Genomic DNA, 16,843 nt, shown 5'->3' with positions numbered 1-16,843 from the left:
CCAACAACCGATTTAGTGTTATCGAAGAGTGCTGTTGAGTTATAGCCTACACTATTTTTAATACACTATCCTTAAACCGCACAGACGACATAGATTTACTCTGCGATACTAAAATTGAATTTAAATGTTAAATGTAATTAAAACAAAAAAACCAATCGCGTATACAATTGGTTTTAATAATCAAACTCAGACTTTTTTTCTTAACTAGCTTGGGGGTCGTAAGCGTTTGCATTTTTTATGCTGTTAAAATCGTTAAACCGTACATTGTGCTGGCGCATTACGTCGAGGATTTTTTTGCTCAGCATTTGACGCAGGTAAAAAGGTTGGTTTGGTACAAAGTGGTGAATAGTGTGCGTTTTACCAAAATTAAAACAAAAAAGGTGAAACGGCATAAACAAACGGCTTGTAATTACGTGTGTTTGCTCAAGCATATTATTTACGCCGCCATAATAGTGCATGCTTGAGGTAACAAAGTTAAGCGAGCTTGAGCGCACTATATTTGGCACAATTAACACAATCATCATAAATTCAAACACATTTAAAACCTCTAACGCTAGAGCCGGGGTGCTTGCTTCAATGGGTACAAAAAAGTTAACTGTATGGAATATAATTACACTATACAAAATAATAAAGTATGTAGTTGTTACTGGAAAGCCCGCATTAAACACGCTTAAAAAACTAAATCCTTTAATTTCTTTACTAAAACGTTTGGTATTAATAACTAAACCGAGTAAACCGTCCACAATAACAAGCGCACGCGTAAATGGATTTTTAATGCCATTACCCACTAGGCGCTCTTCGAGATCTTGCTCCGTACCTGATGTTTTATGATGATGTAAATGCATTTTGCGGCGATACCATGGGCTAATGGTGTTTGGCCTCATTAACCAAACCGTTAACATCATAAAATTGTGAATTAAAGGCTGATTACTAAAATACTGTTTATGAATGAGGTCATGCTCAAGTTCGTGAGAAATCGAAGCCGCCATAGCTGCCAAAATAATACAAGCCCATGCAGGTATAATGGCAAGGTAATACAAAACCCCAACACCAATTAAAGCACTCAACGAGAGCAATAATATAACAAGCCCAATGGTATTTTGATGAGCAAGCAAAGGGTATTTTTGGCGAAGTACTGCCTCTTCGGCTTTTATAGCTTTAACAATTGCTTGAATATTTCGTTTGGCACTTAGCTGAGTCATATGAACGTTCTTAAAACCGTGTTGTAAACATGATACTTAATTACATTATACGCTAAAACATTTTAGTTGGATTTCATTGTATTTAAGCAAAAAATCAATTTTTAAATGTTAAGCCTAATTTCCTATCTAAAAGGGTTAAATATTTAATATATAAAATGGTAAGCACTTCAAAAGAGCGTTAATTAAACGTAACAAATGTGGATTTACCTGCATTTACCCTATAATCTATATTATAAATAACATAGTTGTACGGGAAAGCCTTTAAATTATGAACACTTTTCAATCTATTTATAAAGAAGGCAAATGGCAAACGTCGCTACCTAAAAAATCTGATGCTGCATTAGTATTTGCTTTTGGTGACAGACATGCCATGGCAACATCACACATGTTGTCTCAATTAAAATCATCTTTCCCTGAGGCTGAAATTGTAGGGTGCTCTACCAGCGGAGAAATTCAAGGTAGTGAAATACACGACGAAAGTATAGCGCTGACCGCCGTCCACTTTGAGAAAAGTCATGTTGTTGCCAAGTCAGATAACATTAGTAACTATGCCGACTCAAGCTCTTTGGGCACCGCACTTGTAAATCAATTAGATCATAATGGCTTACGTTATGTGTTTGTTGTTTCTGATGGACAGCTTATAAATGGCAGCGAGCTCATTGAGAGTATTACTGGCGCATTACCTAAAAACGTACTTGTAACTGGTGGCTTAGCGGGTGATCAGGCTCGCTTTAAAGAAACCATAGTATGGCACAATGATAACGTTACTAAAGGCCTAGTTGTTCTTGTCGGGTTTTATGGCGAAAAGTTAAATATTAGCCATGGCACCATGGGCGGGTGGAAACCATTTGGCCCTATACGCGAAATCACCAAATCAACTAAAAATACCCTTTATGAAATAGACCACAGTCCTTCACTGGAATTGTACAAAACGATGCTAGGTGAATACGCTGACGGGCTGCCAAGCTCTGCTTTATTATTCCCGCTATCTATGCAAGAAGTTGGTGAAGAACAATCCGTAGTCAGAACCATTTTAAGTATTGATGAAGATAAAAAAAGCATGACCTTTGCAGGTAATCTTCCTGAAGGGGCTAAATGCCAACTAATGCGCGCAAACTACGAAAATCTAATTGATGGAGCACAACAAGCGGGTGAAGCCGCCATACACATGATGGGCAGTAACCAGCCTACTCTTGCGCTTTTAGTGAGCTGTGTTGGTCGACGAATGATACTTGACCAATTAATTGAAGAAGAACTTGAAACAATCGCAGACTTACTTCCCGAGAACTGCGCTAGAACCGGTTTTTACTCTTACGGCGAGTTATCGCCTCATGTTCCTTTTGGCCCGTGTCATTTACATAATCAAACCATGACACTCACCTTGCTAACTGAAGACTAAGAGGTTTACAAGTTGCATAAACTGCTAGCACGCCAGTTAAAACGGAGTAAGGTTGATGAAAGCTTCGTTCAAGAGTATACCGATATTATATCGCGGGTATCTGATGCTTACGAACTGAATGAGCGCGAAATTAATATTTTAGAGCGGTCATTGTTTATTACGTCCAATGAATTAAATGAACGCAATGATTTACTTAAAAACCAGCTTAATGAGCTTTCAGATACACAGCAACAATTAGAACATTCAATTAGTGTGCTTAATGCAACATTTGACGCTATAGGCGAACAAGTTACTGTGCTAGACCTAAAAGGTAACGTTGTGAGCGCCAATATAATGGCCAGAGAGTTCTTCGAGCGCTTTAATTTAGACGCATATAATTACTTTAGCCAAATAGATAAAGTAATAAAAAAAGGCAACAAAAGCGCCGACATTATCGCGCAATTAAAAGCAGACTCAAAACAGGCATTGAGTGGCGAGTTTGAATCTATCGACGACAAACATTATAGTTACCGCTCACTCCCTCAGCTTAAGAATGGCCAACTTATTGGTCGTGTATTTTGTATTCGTGATATTAGCGTTGAAAAAGAACATGAAGAAATCATTCATTTTCAAGCCTACCATGACGCCCTAACTGGATTAGCAAACCGTCAATTATTTATGGACCGCCTTGAGCATTCATTAACGCTGGCAAGACGTGATGACTCGATGACCGCAGTGCTCTTTTTAGACTTAGACAACTTTAAGCGGGTTAACGACACTGAGGGGCATAAGGGCGGGGACGAACTACTAATTAAAATGGTAGAGCGTATTAACCACCGTTTAAGAGAGCAAGACACACTTGCACGAATAGGTGGAGATGAGTTTGTAATACTTGTTGAGCTTGTTAAGTCAAAAAATAATATTGAAAACCTTTGTGACGCATTGTTAGAAACAATAAGTAAAGAGTTTATTATAAATGGGCGACCTCAATATGTATCATCAAGCATTGGAATTGCACTATACCCAGAAGATGGTATCACGCCCGACTCCTTACTGAGTAACGCCGATATGGCGATGTATGATGCCAAAAATAATGGCAAAAATGCATACCGTTTTTATCACAGAAAACTAGAAGCGCATGCCCGTGAACAAATGGATATTGAGCGCGAACTTCGTAAAGCGATAAATAACCAAGAATTAGAAATATATCTTCAGCCTAAAATAGGTTTAGACTGCAATCAGATTTTAGGAGCAGAAGTTTTGATGCGCTGGTTTACGGCCAGCGGAGAGTCTGTACCGCCCGATTTATTTATTCCTATTGCTGAATCAACCGGGTTAATAAAAAAAATAGGTGAATTTGCTATTAGCTCGGCTATATCACTATTAGAGCAATGGCAAAAAGAGAACATAACGCCTTTAAAACTTGCGGTTAACTTATCAATTATTGAGTTTCAGGATGAGCACTTTATTGATTACATTATTGAAAGCATCTCGAATTCAACAATTAGTGGCAATCAATTAATTATTGAGTTGACTGAATCTATTTTTATGGAAAATAAAGAGAAGATGAGTAAAACCATGCATAAGCTAAAACACTATGGTGTTGCGTTTGCGCTGGATGACTTTGGTAAAGGTTACTCCTCTTTTAGTTATTTACAGTTGTTACCTATCGATTATTTAAAAATAGACAAATCGTTTTTACAAAATGTAATCACTGATGAACAAAGCGCTGCCATTGCCAAATGCATTATCGATATTGGTCATAATTTGGATTTAGCTATTATTGCAGAGGGAATAGAGGATCAAGAAACGCTCGATTACGTATCAAAGGCGCAGTGCGAAATGGCACAAGGATTTTTTATGTACCGCCCTATGCCTTCTGATTCATTTACAAAACTAATACAAAAACAGCCCACGCAAAGCGATATGACCATTTAAAATTTAATGCATCATATTTTAAAATATCATCTTGAGTGCCGCTCGAGTTCGTTAGTGCAAATCCCACCATAGAGTCTTAACTCGTCCTTGAAGCTATATCCATCGTTCATCCATGAACTCACTTCTAGTAACTGCGAAACTTCGTTTCGGTTTACTCTCACCCAGCGGCCGCACTTTAACTTATAGCAGTGCGCTTGAGTGCCACTCGAGTCCGTAATCACAAATTTTAGACATAAAAAAACCCCTGCTAAATCTAGCAGAGGTTATAAAAAGTGGTACCAGCGGCCGGACTTTAACTTATAGCAGCGCACTTGAGTGCCGCTCGAGCCCGTCATCACAAGTTTTAGACATAAAAAAACCTCTGCTAAATCTAGCAGAGGTTATAAAAAGTGGTACCAGCGGCCGGACTTTAACTTATAGCAGCGCACTTGAGTGCCGCTCGAGTTCGTAATCACAAATTTCAGACATAAAAAAACCCCTGCTAAATCTAGCAGGGGTTATAAAAAGTGGTACCAGCGGCCGGACTCGAACCGGCACTCCTTTCGGAAGGGGATTTTGAATCCCCCATGTCTACCAATTTCATCACGCTGGCATCATTTTTCTTTAACCTTCTAAACACGAGAAGATAAAGAAAAACCACTTTAGAGCTTAGGATTATTTATGTTCCCGCGTCTCTATGCCAAGCATTATACAAACAATAGGGTTAGCAGCAAGCCTTTTATTACATAAGCATGATCAACCGCTTAACATTTAGGCAACTATTAACATTTAAAAATTAAAGCACCATGCAAATAAAGTACTTTTAAAAATACGGATATTGTTTAAACCTAGAGTTAAATGATACCAACATACTATAGCACTTAGTATTTTTGCGCTTTTTTGCTAAACTAGCCACACATTAACAGTGAGAGTATTTTTATGTCGGGTGAGTTTCCACGTGCTGGTTTTTGGCGCCGTTTTGCGTCGCTTATATACGACTCTTTAGTCGTCATTTCGTTATCTATGCTAACCGCTATTTTGTACTTTGCTGCAATCCAAGTGTTAATTTCAACGGGTCTTATTGAGCAAACAGAAGGCCAAGACCCTGCTGCATTTATAGAAAATTCGCCTTTACTAGATGGCATTCGCAGTGCGTTATTTGTGGGCGTTAATGTTATCTTTTTTAGTTACTTTTGGACCAAAAGTGGGCAAACAATTGGTATGCGAGCATGGCGTTTAAGAGTGCAAACTAACGACGGTAATTTAATTAGCTGGTCGCAATCCGTTATTCGCTGTCTTGCCGCGTTACTTGGTTTAGGCAACTTAGTCGTGTTAGTTGATTTTAAAAATAAAAAAGCATTACAAGATTACTTATCTAAAACAGAGGTTGTTGCGCTTTCAAAAGAAGAGAATAAACGCATATACCGCGAGCTCGATTAGCCTGTAAATACATAATGATATAATCATTTAAAAACAAAAAGGGTGACTAATAGTCACCCTTTTTGTTTTTAAATATGAGCGCTTATACCCGTTTATTCATCAAGTAAGTCGCAAAGCCTATAAAAATAACACTAGGCAGCACGGCGCCGATTATGGCAGGTATTTGGTAAACCATTACCACAGGACCAAATATCTCGTTTGTTAAATGAAATACAATGCCTGTAACCACTCCCATGATTATACGTGCGCCCATAGTTACTGTACGTAATGGGCCAAATATAAACGAAAGCGCAACCAGTAACATAACCGCAACCGACACAGGTTGCATAAACTTACGCCAAAGAGCGAGATCGTAAGTACTGGTATCTTGCTCGTTTTGCTCTAAATAACTTAAGTACGACCATAACCCTGTAAACGATAGCGACTCGGGCTTTACAGATACAACCCCTAACTTTTCGGCGGTTAGTTGCGATGGGTAAAACTCTTCTGAATGTAGCTCAGTAGTAATTAACTCATCCGTAATAATGACTTTGTTTACATCACGTAAAAGCCACCCATCTTTTCGGCTAATTGCTTCTTTAGCTTTAGTAATTTGAGTCAGTTCAAGCGAATTATCAAAATAGTACATGTGCAAACCGTTAAGCTTACCGCTTTCGTCCACATCTTCTATATTTATAAAGTTATTTCCATCTTTTGCCCAAACTCCTTTTTGCGCGCTAAACACATCACCGCCATGTATCGCTTGGTTTCGCATTTCTTTTGCACGTAACTGTGCCTCTGGCGCGCCCCACTCGCCAAGCGCCATCATACAAATGGCCATAAACATGGCGGTTTTCATCACCGAACCAATAATTTGCAACCGCGACATACCCGCAGCTTGCATAACCACTAATTCACTATTTGAAGCAAGCGCACCAAGCCCTGTTAAGCCACCAATCAATGCAGCCATAGGAAAAAACACCACTAAATCACCAGGAATACTGTATAACGTATACAGCATGGCTGTGATCAAATCGTAACTACCACGCCCTACCGATTTTAACTGCTCAATAAATTTAATTAAGGTGCTGATCCCAACTAAAACCAACAAGGCAAAGCCTGTCGTTTGTAAAATGCTGCGCCCTAAATACCAATCGAGTGTTTTCATCATGAGCTTAGCTCCCGCTTAGTAACAACAGCTTTAAGCAAAGCACCAATTGGTCGACCTTTAATAATTAATAAGCCACCAATAAATAACGCGCTCAGGTGAATCCACCAAAGCCCAATTGACGGCGGTATTTTGCCATCTTCTATCGCAAATTTAGCGGCATTTAATAAAATAAAATACCCAAGATACAAACTGATAGCAGGTACTAATTTAGCAAATTTACCCTGACGAGGATTAACCACACTTAGCGGCACTGCTAGCAAAGTAAGAAGTGGTATAGAAAGGGGTATAGCGATACGCCACTGCCATTGAGCAATAGACTCAGGGGTGTTAATGGCGAGTAACTGATTAGTTGGCACGGCTTCTAATTTACGGCGTTGATGTTCTATTTCTTGTTCGCGAATTTGCACACTGTAGCCATCAAACTCGGTCAGGTTTAATGCAGCCGTTGTGCCGTCGGTTTCGTATCGTTTTCCATCGGTTAACACTAACTGTTGCTCACCGTTTTGCGCTTCAATTACCACGCCTTGCTCTGCGTATACTAGTCGAGCTAACTCATCGTTATCACTATTTGGCAGCTGTGCAACAAACACTTTGTTTAACTCTTTTCCACCATTCTCAATGTTATGGATAAACACTACGGCTTTTTCGTTACCTGTTTCTTGGAAACGACCAGCCCTTAGTGCTGATAGCCCTGCGTCAGCTTTAGCTTGCTCTTTTAATTGATATTCTTGTTCACTGGCCCATGGCGCTAGGTACATAGTTAATGCGCCAGCCAAAAGCGCCAAACCTGCGCTTGATATTAAAGTTACACGCACTACATACCATTCGCTCACACCACATGCTTTTAATACCGTCATTTCGCTATCGGCATAAATACGGCTATAGGCTAAAATAATGCCTAGAAATATACTCAATGGAAGAATCAGCGAGGCAAGCTGTGGTAACTTTAACGCAATCATCGACAGCACTAACTGGGCAGGAATGCTCCCCTCTGATGCGTCACCTAAAATAACCACCAGCTTTTGTGATAAAAAAATGGTCATTAAAGTTAAAAATACGGCGACCTGCGATTTTAAAACCTCAGCGGTCAAATAACGAAAAATAAGCAATGCTCGCCCCTGTTAAACTTAGTATTTCACCACAATAGTGAGTGTCGAATAGTTAAATAGCTATTTTGAACAGTTTATACCGACAAATAGGGTATTATTATAAGCCATCAAAATTAATTATCCTACCTAAGTGCAAGATATAATGTTGCATTAGTAGCCCTTAAGCATATAAAGTTCAATTACACAGTAAGAGTCGGTAAAAATCAGCTAAAATGAGTATTATCTCTACATAAGCTGAGCAGCTAATACTAGAAAATATTATTTTTGGTCTTATTTAATAGCTTAAATGACTCACAACCAGGAGCAACAATGGAATTTAGCGTAAAAAGTGGTAGCCCAGAAAAGCAACGCAGCGCATGTATAGTCGTTGGCGTTTACGAGCCACGCAGGTTATCCCCCATTGGTGAACAACTCGACAAAATCAGTGATGGTTATATTTCAAATCTACTTCGCCGTGGTGACCTAGAAGGGAAACCTGGACAAGTTTTATTATTGCATCATGTCCCTAACGTATTAAGCGAGCGTATTTTACTTGTAGGCTGTGGTAAAGAGCGCGAGCTTGATGACAAGCAATATAAACAAATTATCTCTAAAACAATAAATACCTTAAACGATACAGGCTCTATGGAAGCAGTATGCTTTTTAACAGAGCAGCACGTTAAAGGCCGAGATACTTACTGGAAAGTACGTCAGGCCGTTGAAACAACGCAAGATTGCCTATACACGTTTAATCAGCTTAAAAGTAAAAAAGTAGACCCGCGTCGTCCACTTCGTAAAATTGTATTCAACGTACCCACACGCCGCGAACTCACTATTGGCGAAAGCGCTATTGAGCATGGCTTAGCAATTGCAGCTGGCAGTAAACTATGTAAAGACGTAGCAAACATGCCACCCAATATTTGTAACCCAGCTTACTTAGGTGAACAAGCTCAAGAGCTGGCTACCAATTTTGATAACATCACCGTTGACATTATTGGCGAAGAAAAAATGGCTGAGCTTGGTATGAACTCATACTTAGCGGTTGGCCGTGGTAGTGATAACGAATCTGTGATGTCGGTTATTAACTACAAAGGTGCAAGCGATGATCAAGCGCCAATAGTACTTGTTGGCAAAGGTTTAACGTTTGACTCAGGCGGTATTTCATTAAAACCTGGCGAAGGCATGGATGAAATGAAATACGACATGGGGGGTGCCGCGGGTGTTATTGGCGCAATGCGCGCACTGGCACAAATGCAGTTGCCTATAAACGTAATAGGTATTTTAGCGGGTTGTGAAAACATGCCAAGCTCAAATGCTTATCGCCCTGGTGATATTTTAACAACGATGTCGGGGCAAACGGTTGAAGTACTTAACACCGATGCTGAAGGCCGTTTAGTATTATGCGATGCGTTAACTTACGTTGAGCGTTTTGACCCAGATACAGTCATTGACGTAGCAACACTAACAGGTGCATGTATTGTTGCATTAGGTGCGCATGCAACGGGTTTGCTTGCAAACCATAACCCCCTTGCCCACGACTTATTAAAAGCGTCTGAGCAAAGTGGCGACCGTGCATGGCAACTACCGCTATGGGACGACTATCAAGATCAACTAGAAAGCCCATTTGCTGATTTTACCAATTTAGGTGGCCGTGCGGCTGGCACAATTACTGCGGCGTGTTTTTTATCTAAGTTTACCAAAAAATATAATTGGGCACATTTAGATGTAGCAGGTACTGCATGGCGAAGTGGTGCAAATAAAGGCGCTACTGGCCGCCCTGTTCCTATGCTAACTCAGTATTTATTAAACAGAGCGGGTGTAAGCGAAGCAGCGCAAGATTAATTACCTATTTAGCTAAAAATAAGGCGCCACACGGCGCCTTATTTATTTGTGTATTAATTGAAGCAAACCCCGTTATATGGCAAAATCTGCCTCTTAATTTATGTGTATTAACCTAGTACACATTCAATGTCATGGGAAAGCCCGATACAATGAACATGAACGCTAAATTTTTCGTTCTAAAGCAACAGGATGAGTCTAAAGCTCAGGCTGATGATCATTTTGCTTTGGCTGCACAAGTTGCAGCCGATCAGTATCGAAATGGGCAACGTGTCTTTATTTGTGTAAACGACAACGAAACCGCCTGCGCCATTGATGAAATAATTTGGGCATTCGACCCAGACAGTTTTGTACCACACAATTTACAAGGTGAAGGCCCCAAAGGCGGAGCCCCTGTAGAAATTGGTATTACGCCACCTGTTGGCAACCGAAAAGTTTTAATAAACTTGGCCACCCAATTACCGGATTATATTCGTCGATTTAACCAAGTTTTTGATTTTGTCCCCGTAGAACCTGCTGCTAAACAAGCAGCCCGCGAGCGTTTTAAAAAGCTACGCCAACTCGGTGCCAATCTCACCACGCAAGATATTAATAGCTAGCCACTCTGGCAAACTAACCAACTAATTTAAGTACTTATTTAAGGTTCTGTGTAATGGATAAAACCTACAATCCGCAAGATATTGAACAGTCTCTATATCAAGACTGGGAACAAAAAGGCTACTTTAAGCCATCTGGCCAAGGCGTACCGTATTCAATTATGATCCCGCCGCCAAATGTCACGGGTAGCTTACACATGGGCCACGCCTTCCAAGATACAATAATGGATACCTTAACGCGTTTTAAGCGCATGCAAGGTAACAACACATTATGGCAAGTAGGTACTGACCACGCAGGTATTGCAACGCAAATGTTGGTTGAGCGTAAACTGCATGCTGAAGAAGATAAAACACGCCACGATTTAGGCCGCGAAGATTTTATTAATAAAATCTGGGAGTGGAAAAACGAATCTGGTGGCACAATTACCAAGCAGCTTCGTCGTCTTGGCGCATCGGTTGATTGGGATCGTGAACGTTTTACTATGGACGATGGCCTATCTGAAGCAGTTAAAGAAGTATTTGTTCGCCTTCATAAAGAAAACCTAATTTACCGCGGTAAGCGCTTAGTAAACTGGGATCCTAAATTACACACTGCTATTTCAGACCTTGAAGTTGAAAACAAAGACAAACAAGGCCACATGTGGAACTTACGCTACCCACTAGCTGATGGCGTTAAAACACAAGACGGTAAAGACTACATTATAGTGGCTACTACGCGTCCAGAAACCATGCTAGGTGACTCTGGTGTTGCAGTAAACCCAGATGACGAGCGCTACACAGATTTAATTGGTAAAGACATTTTATTACCTATCGTTAATCGTCGTATTAAAATTGTTGCTGATGAACATGCCGATAAAGACAAAGGCACGGGTTGTGTAAAAATAACCCCAGCGCACGACTTTAACGATAATGAAGTAGGTAAGCGTCATCAAATGCCGATGATAAACATTTTCGATAAGGACGCCGCAATTTTAACGCAAGGTGAAACATACACCTTTGACGGTAAAGAGCTTGAACTTGATGCGCCAATTCCTGAGCGCTTTCATGGCCTTGACCGTTTTGCTGCACGTAAAGCAATTGTGGCTGAATTTGAAGAACTTGGCCTACTTGAAAAAATTGAAGACCATGGCCTAACCGTTCCTTACGGCGACCGCTCTGGTGTAGTAATTGAGCCACTACTAACCGACCAATGGTATGTACGTGTTGCGCCACTTGCTGAACCTGCAAAAGACGCAGTTAAAAACGGCGACATCCAATTTGTACCTAAGCAATACGAAAACATGTACTTTTCGTGGATGAACGACGTACAAGATTGGTGTATTTCACGCCAGCTTTGGTGGGGTCACCGCATTCCAGCTTGGTACGATAGCGAAGGCAACGTATTTGTTGGTCGCGACGAAGCAGAAGTGCGCCGCGATAACAACATTGCAGATGATGTTGCGCTAAGCCAAGACGAAGATGTACTTGATACGTGGTTCTCATCTGCACTGTGGACGTTCTCAACGCAAGGTTGGCCAGAAAATACCGATGATTTAAAAACCTTCCACCCGTCTGACGTGTTGGTAACAGGCTTTGATATTATCTTTTTCTGGGTTGCGCGCATGATCATGATGACGCTGCACTTTATAAAAGATGAAAACGGCAAGCCACAAGTGCCGTTTAAAACCGTGTATGTAACGGGCTTAATACGTGACGATAACGGCGATAAAATGTCTAAGTCAAAAGGTAACGTGCTTGACCCACTAGACATGATTGACGGCATTGAGCTTGAAGACTTAGTACAAAAGCGTACTGGCAACATGATGCAGCCTAAACTTGCTGCAAAAATCGAAAAAGATACCCGCAAAGTATTCGCAAATGGTATTGAAGCTCACGGTACCGATGCACTTCGCTTTACCCTTGCTGCGATGGCATCTACTGGTCGTGATATTAACTGGGATATGAACCGCCTTGAAGGCTACCGTAACTTCTGTAACAAATTATGGAACGCAAGCCGTTACGTATTAATGAACACAGAAGAGCAAGACTGTGGTTTTGCAAGCGATGCTGAAAAAGAGTACTCACTTGCTGATCGTTGGATTTTAGGCCAATACGAAGCAACCGTTAAAACCTACACAGAGCACCTTGATAACTACCGCTTTGACCTAGCTGCTAACACGCTTTACGAATTCACGTGGAATCAATTTTGTGATTGGTACTTAGAGCTAACTAAACCCGTATTATTTAAAGGCAGTGAAGCACAACAGCGCGGTACACGCCATACGCTAATTACCGTGCTTGAAAGCTTACTGCGTTTAATGCACCCAATGATGCCATACATCACAGAAACAATTTGGCAACGTGTAGCACCACTTGCAGGCCTTGAAACAGCAGGCACTAGCATTATGGTACAAGGCTTCCCTGTTTATAATGAAGCAAGTGTTGATGCACAAGCGATGGACGATTTAGAGTGGGTTAAGCAATTCATTTTAGCGATTCGTAATATTCGTGGTGAAATGGATATTAGCCCAAGTAAACCGCTTAGCGTGTTACTTGCCAACGCATCAAGCGATGATGTACGCCGCATTGAGCAGAACAAATCATTCTTAGCATCATTGGCTAAACTTGAAGAGTTTACAATGCTTGAAAACAAAGACGGGGCACCTGCGTGTGCAACCTCTTATGTTGGCAACCTTGAAATTATGATCCCCATGGCGGGCTTAATTGATGTTGAAGCCGAGCTTGCACGTATTAATAAGCAACTTGAAAAAGCTGAAAAAGGCTTAGCACAAGTGCAAAACAAACTAGCGAACGAAAAGTTTGTAAACAACGCACCAGAGGCTGTACTTGCTAAAGAAAACGCTAAATTAGCTGAATTCACCGATGCTAAAACTAAGCTACTTGAGCAAAAAACTAAAATAGAAAGCTTATAAACTTTCATAAAATGCCTATTAACATCATTTAATGGGCATTAAAAAAGCCGCTCACTTTAATAAGTGAGCGGCTTTTGTGTGCCCTGTGATTAACCACAAGGCACTCCTACATTAAAACGTGTAGTTGTACTGCGCGCCAATAAGCGTAGCATGACCTTTAGACTCAAAAGACCACTGCGAGCCTAAGTTGTCTTTTTCAGTGTAGTTTTGTGTTTTACCACGAATAATACTTACGCCTAGATCAACGTTTGAGTTTTTATCAATCGTATAGTTACCACCAAAAGAGAACCAAAAACGGTCTGTATCAGGAATAGAGATTGATAAATGCTGTTGTGATACAGGTGACTCGTCAAACGCAATACCTGCACGCAACAACAGGTTTTCGTTGTACTGGTAGTCAGTACCTACTGAGTAACGAAGCGCGTCAGAGAAGTCTTCTGTTTTTTCAAATGCGCTAAACTTATCACCCGTAGGCGCAGTTACTTGCGCTTCTAATGAATCAAAGCTGCTCCAACCAGTCCACAAAACACTGTAGTGTAGGCCTAGTTTTTCATCTAACTGGTGCGAACCAGAAAACTCAGCAATAGCAGGTAGCGTGATTTCAACCGAACCAGGAAGTTCAAGTTGTCCGTCTAATCCACCAGGAATAAATGCAGAAGGTAGCTCGTTTGAGTATTCACCTTCAAACGTGATATCAGTTTCTGTGCGGTAGTTAAAACCAAAACGGCTGTTTTCGTCTAATTGGTACATTACACCAACATTTAAGCCGTAACCAATATCGTCACCTTCAAGGTTTACTGCATCTGTTGAGGCAGGGATTGGTAACGCAGATGCACCAAACTTACGAATAATTTTAGCTTCTGCATAAATTGCATTTAAGCCAATACCAAAGCTGAACTGCTCGCTTACTTTGTAGGCAACGCTTGCATTCATATTAACGGTAACAATTTCTGTCTCACCGGCAATTTGACCTGCCGCGTAATCGTCATCAAATTTTGTCGCTAGACCAAAGTTAGCAAATGCACCAAAACCAACTGATACTCTGTCGTTTACTGGCATAGTGAAATACGTTGCTGGAATAACAGCGCTAGGAGCAATGCTGTCGTCATCTAATGCGTTCACGTCAATGCCATTGTTTGTGCCGGTGCCTTCAAGGCTCACATCTGGAACAACGGCAATAGCAGCAACACTTAGTTGCTTATCTTTAAATACAGTCATTAAAGCAGGATTACGTGCAACAACAGACGCGTCGTCTGCAATAGATGCTTCACCAGCATAGGCACGGCCTAAACCTGATGCGTTTTGCTCAGCTAGTTGAAACGCAGCTGCAAAAGAGTCAGCTGAAACAAATGCAAGCGAGGCTGCGATAAGCGTTTTAGAAAATTTCATTGTTGTGTCCTTAACCAAACTCACTGTTTGGGTAGCTATGTGTGTTGTTACTTATGTTCAAAACCCGGCTACACTACATTAATTTTTATAAAAAAACTTCATGATCACACCAAAAACACCTAAAAAACACGTTTTTTAACTACATTTTAACAACTATTTAAAACTCATCGGACAAGAAATATGTTATTAGAGCAATTACTCTAAATGTAATTAATTATCATTTAGATTGACATCAAATACACTGCATTTTAAACTCTTTTTAAAATAACCAAAGGTTTAAAACTGTGCTGATTGTTCTAATTATGGTGGGTCTTCTTTTTTGCGGAGCCAGTGTATTTTTCTTTTATAAGGCAAATTACTGCGCATGCACACAGGCCGGGCAATGCGATAACCCTGTTAATCGTTACTGGTTGGGGGCTATGTTAAGTGCTGCTGTATCGCTCATATTTTGCTGCTTAGCCCTTCACGTAGAGCTTGGCACTTTGTTGTGGTTGGTACTAATGGGAAGTTGTTTTTTAGGCGCGTTTATATCGGCTCAGGCAAACCAAAAACGCCAATGCACTAAAACTAAACGAGCAGATGATCTTTTAGTAAACGAGATAAATTAATTTGATAATCCATCGGCTTTACACTCGCTAAAATTTTAAGCTCTTGATTGTCAGTACTCAAATCTATATCTTTAGGCGTTACGTGATGATTATGCTTTGCATTGTAAAATAATTTAACTTTTGGCTTTATAGGGTTTTGGGTGTTTCCCTCTAACACGATAGCCAAACGCTCGTTAGTTAATTTCACAATACTTCCCACAGGGTGGACTCCTAAACACTTTATAAAGCGCTGCACTAATTCAGCATCAAATAGCGTGTTATTAGCCAACAAATGGCGTAATGCATTAATAGGTTCATCGCCTTCTTTGTATAGCTTATCAGCCGTCATCGCATCATATACATCAACAATAGCCATGATACGCGCAGCACGACTCAGCTTTTTTTCGTCAACACCTCTGGGGTAACCAGAGCCATCTAATCGTTCATGATGATTTACTATCATGTCCAACATGACTGGCGTTACACCCTCCTCCTCTTTTGCTAATATCAGCCCTTGCGATACATGCTTTTTTACCGCACTCATTTCAAAATCAGTTAATTTAGAAGGCTTTGAAAGTATACCTTGCGGTATTTTAGCTTGGCCTAAATCATGGAGTAATGCGCCCATTGCCAACTGCTGAACAACCCCTTGCTTGTACCCTAAGTATTTAGCAAACACCGCGGTAAAAATGGCGCAGTTAATCATGTGTCGCCAGTTATAATTATGCTTATCTTTTACGCGAGTAAGTATGGTCATAGCGTTAGTATTACGAAAAACAGAGCTAACTATCTCATTAGCTATTTCATCAAGTACTTTTACATTGACGGCCATGCCTGCAGTTATATCACCATATAACGATTTTAATTTTTTGCTGTGGCGCTCGTAACCTTCGCTTGCTGAAGCAAACTCTTGCTCAAGGGTTATACTTGCAGGAGTATTTACAGGTTTTGATTTAACCTTGGTAGACTTTGTATTTGTTTGGTCATTTAGCTTTGTAGGCGCTGAGTTTTTATTTTTTGCAGGCGACTTGGGAGTTGGCTTGTACTTAGCAGGAATGGCTGCATCGCCTTTAGTAAAATCAATTAATAGCTCAAGCACACCTTCTGTTGCTAAACGTTTTATTATTGATTTTTCACGAACCAAACCACTGGTTTTTATTTTTATTCCATTAACACCTTCATGCTGCTTAGTTACGCTATCGACATACATGCCGGGAACAAGTTCAGTGATAGGTAAAGTAATAAGCATAGAGGTTTTTAAAATAGGTAATTAAACACCATAGATAGCATTTTACACCTCTAAAAGTCTAACATTTGTTTCATTTACGTTAATAAATGACTATAA

12 protein-coding genes and 1 tRNA gene are annotated in these 16,843 nt (G+C 40.4%); 7 read left to right on the top strand and 6 right to left on the bottom strand.

Annotated features, from left to right (window positions below; all coding sequences use genetic code 11):
• Nucleotides 1-200 precede the first annotated feature (200 nt).
• The gene (locus AC27I2_RS07520) at nucleotides 201-1,202 is read right to left on the bottom strand and encodes a fatty acid desaturase (protein WP_487203887.1); all 1,002 of its coding nucleotides are present in this window, start codon (nucleotides 1,200-1,202) and stop codon (nucleotides 201-203) included.
• Nucleotides 1,203-1,470: 268 nt separating this feature from the next.
• On the opposite strand from AC27I2_RS07520, the gene AC27I2_RS07515 reads away from it, so the two are divergent.
• Both AC27I2_RS07515 and AC27I2_RS07510 read left to right on the top strand, forming a co-directional pair.
• Nucleotides 1,471-2,601 (top strand): FIST signal transduction protein, encoded by a 1,131-nt coding sequence (locus tag AC27I2_RS07515; protein ID WP_487203886.1) that lies wholly within the window; start codon nucleotides 1,471-1,473, stop codon nucleotides 2,599-2,601.
• Between the two features lie 12 nt (nucleotides 2,602-2,613).
• Nucleotides 2,614-4,518, top strand: coding sequence for a putative bifunctional diguanylate cyclase/phosphodiesterase (locus tag AC27I2_RS07510; RefSeq protein WP_487203885.1), 1,905 nt, complete (start codon nucleotides 2,614-2,616; stop codon nucleotides 4,516-4,518).
• A 507-nt stretch (nucleotides 4,519-5,025) separates the two neighbouring features.
• On the opposite strand, the gene AC27I2_RS07505 is transcribed toward AC27I2_RS07510, so the two are convergent.
• Nucleotides 5,026-5,110: transfer RNA gene (locus AC27I2_RS07505), tRNA-Leu, on the bottom strand.
• A 326-nt stretch (nucleotides 5,111-5,436) separates the two neighbouring features.
• On the opposite strand from AC27I2_RS07505, the gene AC27I2_RS07500 reads away from it, so the two are divergent.
• A complete protein-coding gene (locus AC27I2_RS07500; RefSeq protein ID WP_058405107.1) occupies nucleotides 5,437-5,937 on the top strand; it encodes an RDD family protein in 501 nt (166 codons plus the stop codon).
• Between the two features lie 82 nt (nucleotides 5,938-6,019).
• On the opposite strand, the gene lptG is transcribed toward AC27I2_RS07500, so the two are convergent.
• Both lptG and lptF read right to left on the bottom strand, forming a co-directional pair.
• Entirely contained in the window at nucleotides 6,020-7,087 is a 1,068-nt protein-coding gene (lptG, locus tag AC27I2_RS07495) for an LPS export ABC transporter permease LptG (protein ID WP_058405108.1), read from the bottom strand.
• Complete coding sequence (gene lptF / locus AC27I2_RS07490; protein WP_058405109.1) at nucleotides 7,084-8,196, bottom strand: LPS export ABC transporter permease LptF; 1,113 nt, start codon at nucleotides 8,194-8,196, stop codon at nucleotides 7,084-7,086. The genes lptG and lptF overlap by 4 nt, the downstream gene beginning before the upstream one ends.
• 309 nt (nucleotides 8,197-8,505) lie before the next feature.
• Here lptF and pepA point away from each other — a divergent pair, with 309 nt between their 5' ends.
• From pepA to AC27I2_RS07475, 3 genes are all read left to right on the top strand, one after another.
• Nucleotides 8,506-10,017 carry a leucyl aminopeptidase gene (gene pepA / locus AC27I2_RS07485; protein WP_058405110.1) on the top strand — a complete coding sequence of 504 codons (1,512 nt, stop codon included), beginning with the start codon at nucleotides 8,506-8,508 and terminating at the stop codon, nucleotides 10,015-10,017.
• Between the two features lie 149 nt (nucleotides 10,018-10,166).
• A complete protein-coding gene (locus AC27I2_RS07480; protein WP_058405111.1) occupies nucleotides 10,167-10,613 on the top strand; it encodes a DNA polymerase III subunit chi in 447 nt (148 codons plus the stop codon).
• 53 nt (nucleotides 10,614-10,666) lie between these two features.
• Nucleotides 10,667-13,522 (top strand): valine--tRNA ligase, encoded by a 2,856-nt coding sequence (locus tag AC27I2_RS07475; protein ID WP_487203884.1) that lies wholly within the window; start codon nucleotides 10,667-10,669, stop codon nucleotides 13,520-13,522.
• A gap of 111 nt (nucleotides 13,523-13,633) precedes the next feature.
• Here the strand turns inward: AC27I2_RS07475 and AC27I2_RS07470 are convergent, their stop codons facing one another.
• Nucleotides 13,634-14,911: an outer membrane protein transport protein gene (locus tag AC27I2_RS07470; RefSeq protein WP_138529795.1), complete on the bottom strand. Its 1,278-nt coding sequence runs from the start codon at nucleotides 14,909-14,911 to the stop codon at nucleotides 13,634-13,636.
• Between the two features lie 284 nt (nucleotides 14,912-15,195).
• Between AC27I2_RS07470 and AC27I2_RS07465 the strand changes: the two genes are divergently transcribed.
• Nucleotides 15,196-15,519, top strand: coding sequence for a hypothetical protein (locus tag AC27I2_RS07465; protein ID WP_082653626.1), 324 nt, complete (start codon nucleotides 15,196-15,198; stop codon nucleotides 15,517-15,519).
• Here AC27I2_RS07465 and AC27I2_RS07460 read toward each other — a convergent pair.
• Nucleotides 15,479-16,747, bottom strand: a complete 1,269-nt coding sequence (locus AC27I2_RS07460) for a cyclic di-GMP phosphodiesterase (protein ID WP_058405115.1) — start codon at nucleotides 16,745-16,747, stop codon at nucleotides 15,479-15,481. The two genes, AC27I2_RS07465 and AC27I2_RS07460, sit on opposite strands and share 41 nt — an antisense overlap.
• Nucleotides 16,748-16,843: the final 96 nt, after the last annotated feature.

It is taken from the genome of Pseudoalteromonas sp. NH0006-46 (assembly GCF_057547735.1).
Note: the sequence above shows the minus strand (reverse complement) of the source record. Positions and strands in the feature narration are given on the sequence as shown.

Coding starts and splice junctions, on each gene's coding strand:
- AC27I2_RS07475 (WP_487203884.1), top strand. CDS start 10,667: ATGGATAAAACCTACAATCCGCAAGATATTGAACAGTCTCTATATCAA.
- AC27I2_RS07470 (WP_138529795.1), bottom strand. CDS start 14,911: ATGAAATTTTCTAAAACGCTTATCGCAGCCTCGCTTGCATTTGTTTCA.
- AC27I2_RS07520 (WP_487203887.1), bottom strand. CDS start 1,202: ATGACTCAGCTAAGTGCCAAACGAAATATTCAAGCAATTGTTAAAGCT.
- AC27I2_RS07460 (WP_058405115.1), bottom strand. CDS start 16,747: ATGCTTATTACTTTACCTATCACTGAACTTGTTCCCGGCATGTATGTC.
- AC27I2_RS07480 (WP_058405111.1), top strand. CDS start 10,167: ATGAACATGAACGCTAAATTTTTCGTTCTAAAGCAACAGGATGAGTCT.
- AC27I2_RS07515 (WP_487203886.1), top strand. CDS start 1,471: ATGAACACTTTTCAATCTATTTATAAAGAAGGCAAATGGCAAACGTCG.
- lptG (WP_058405108.1), bottom strand. CDS start 7,087: ATGATGAAAACACTCGATTGGTATTTAGGGCGCAGCATTTTACAAACG.
- pepA (WP_058405110.1), top strand. CDS start 8,506: ATGGAATTTAGCGTAAAAAGTGGTAGCCCAGAAAAGCAACGCAGCGCA.
- AC27I2_RS07500 (WP_058405107.1), top strand. CDS start 5,437: ATGTCGGGTGAGTTTCCACGTGCTGGTTTTTGGCGCCGTTTTGCGTCG.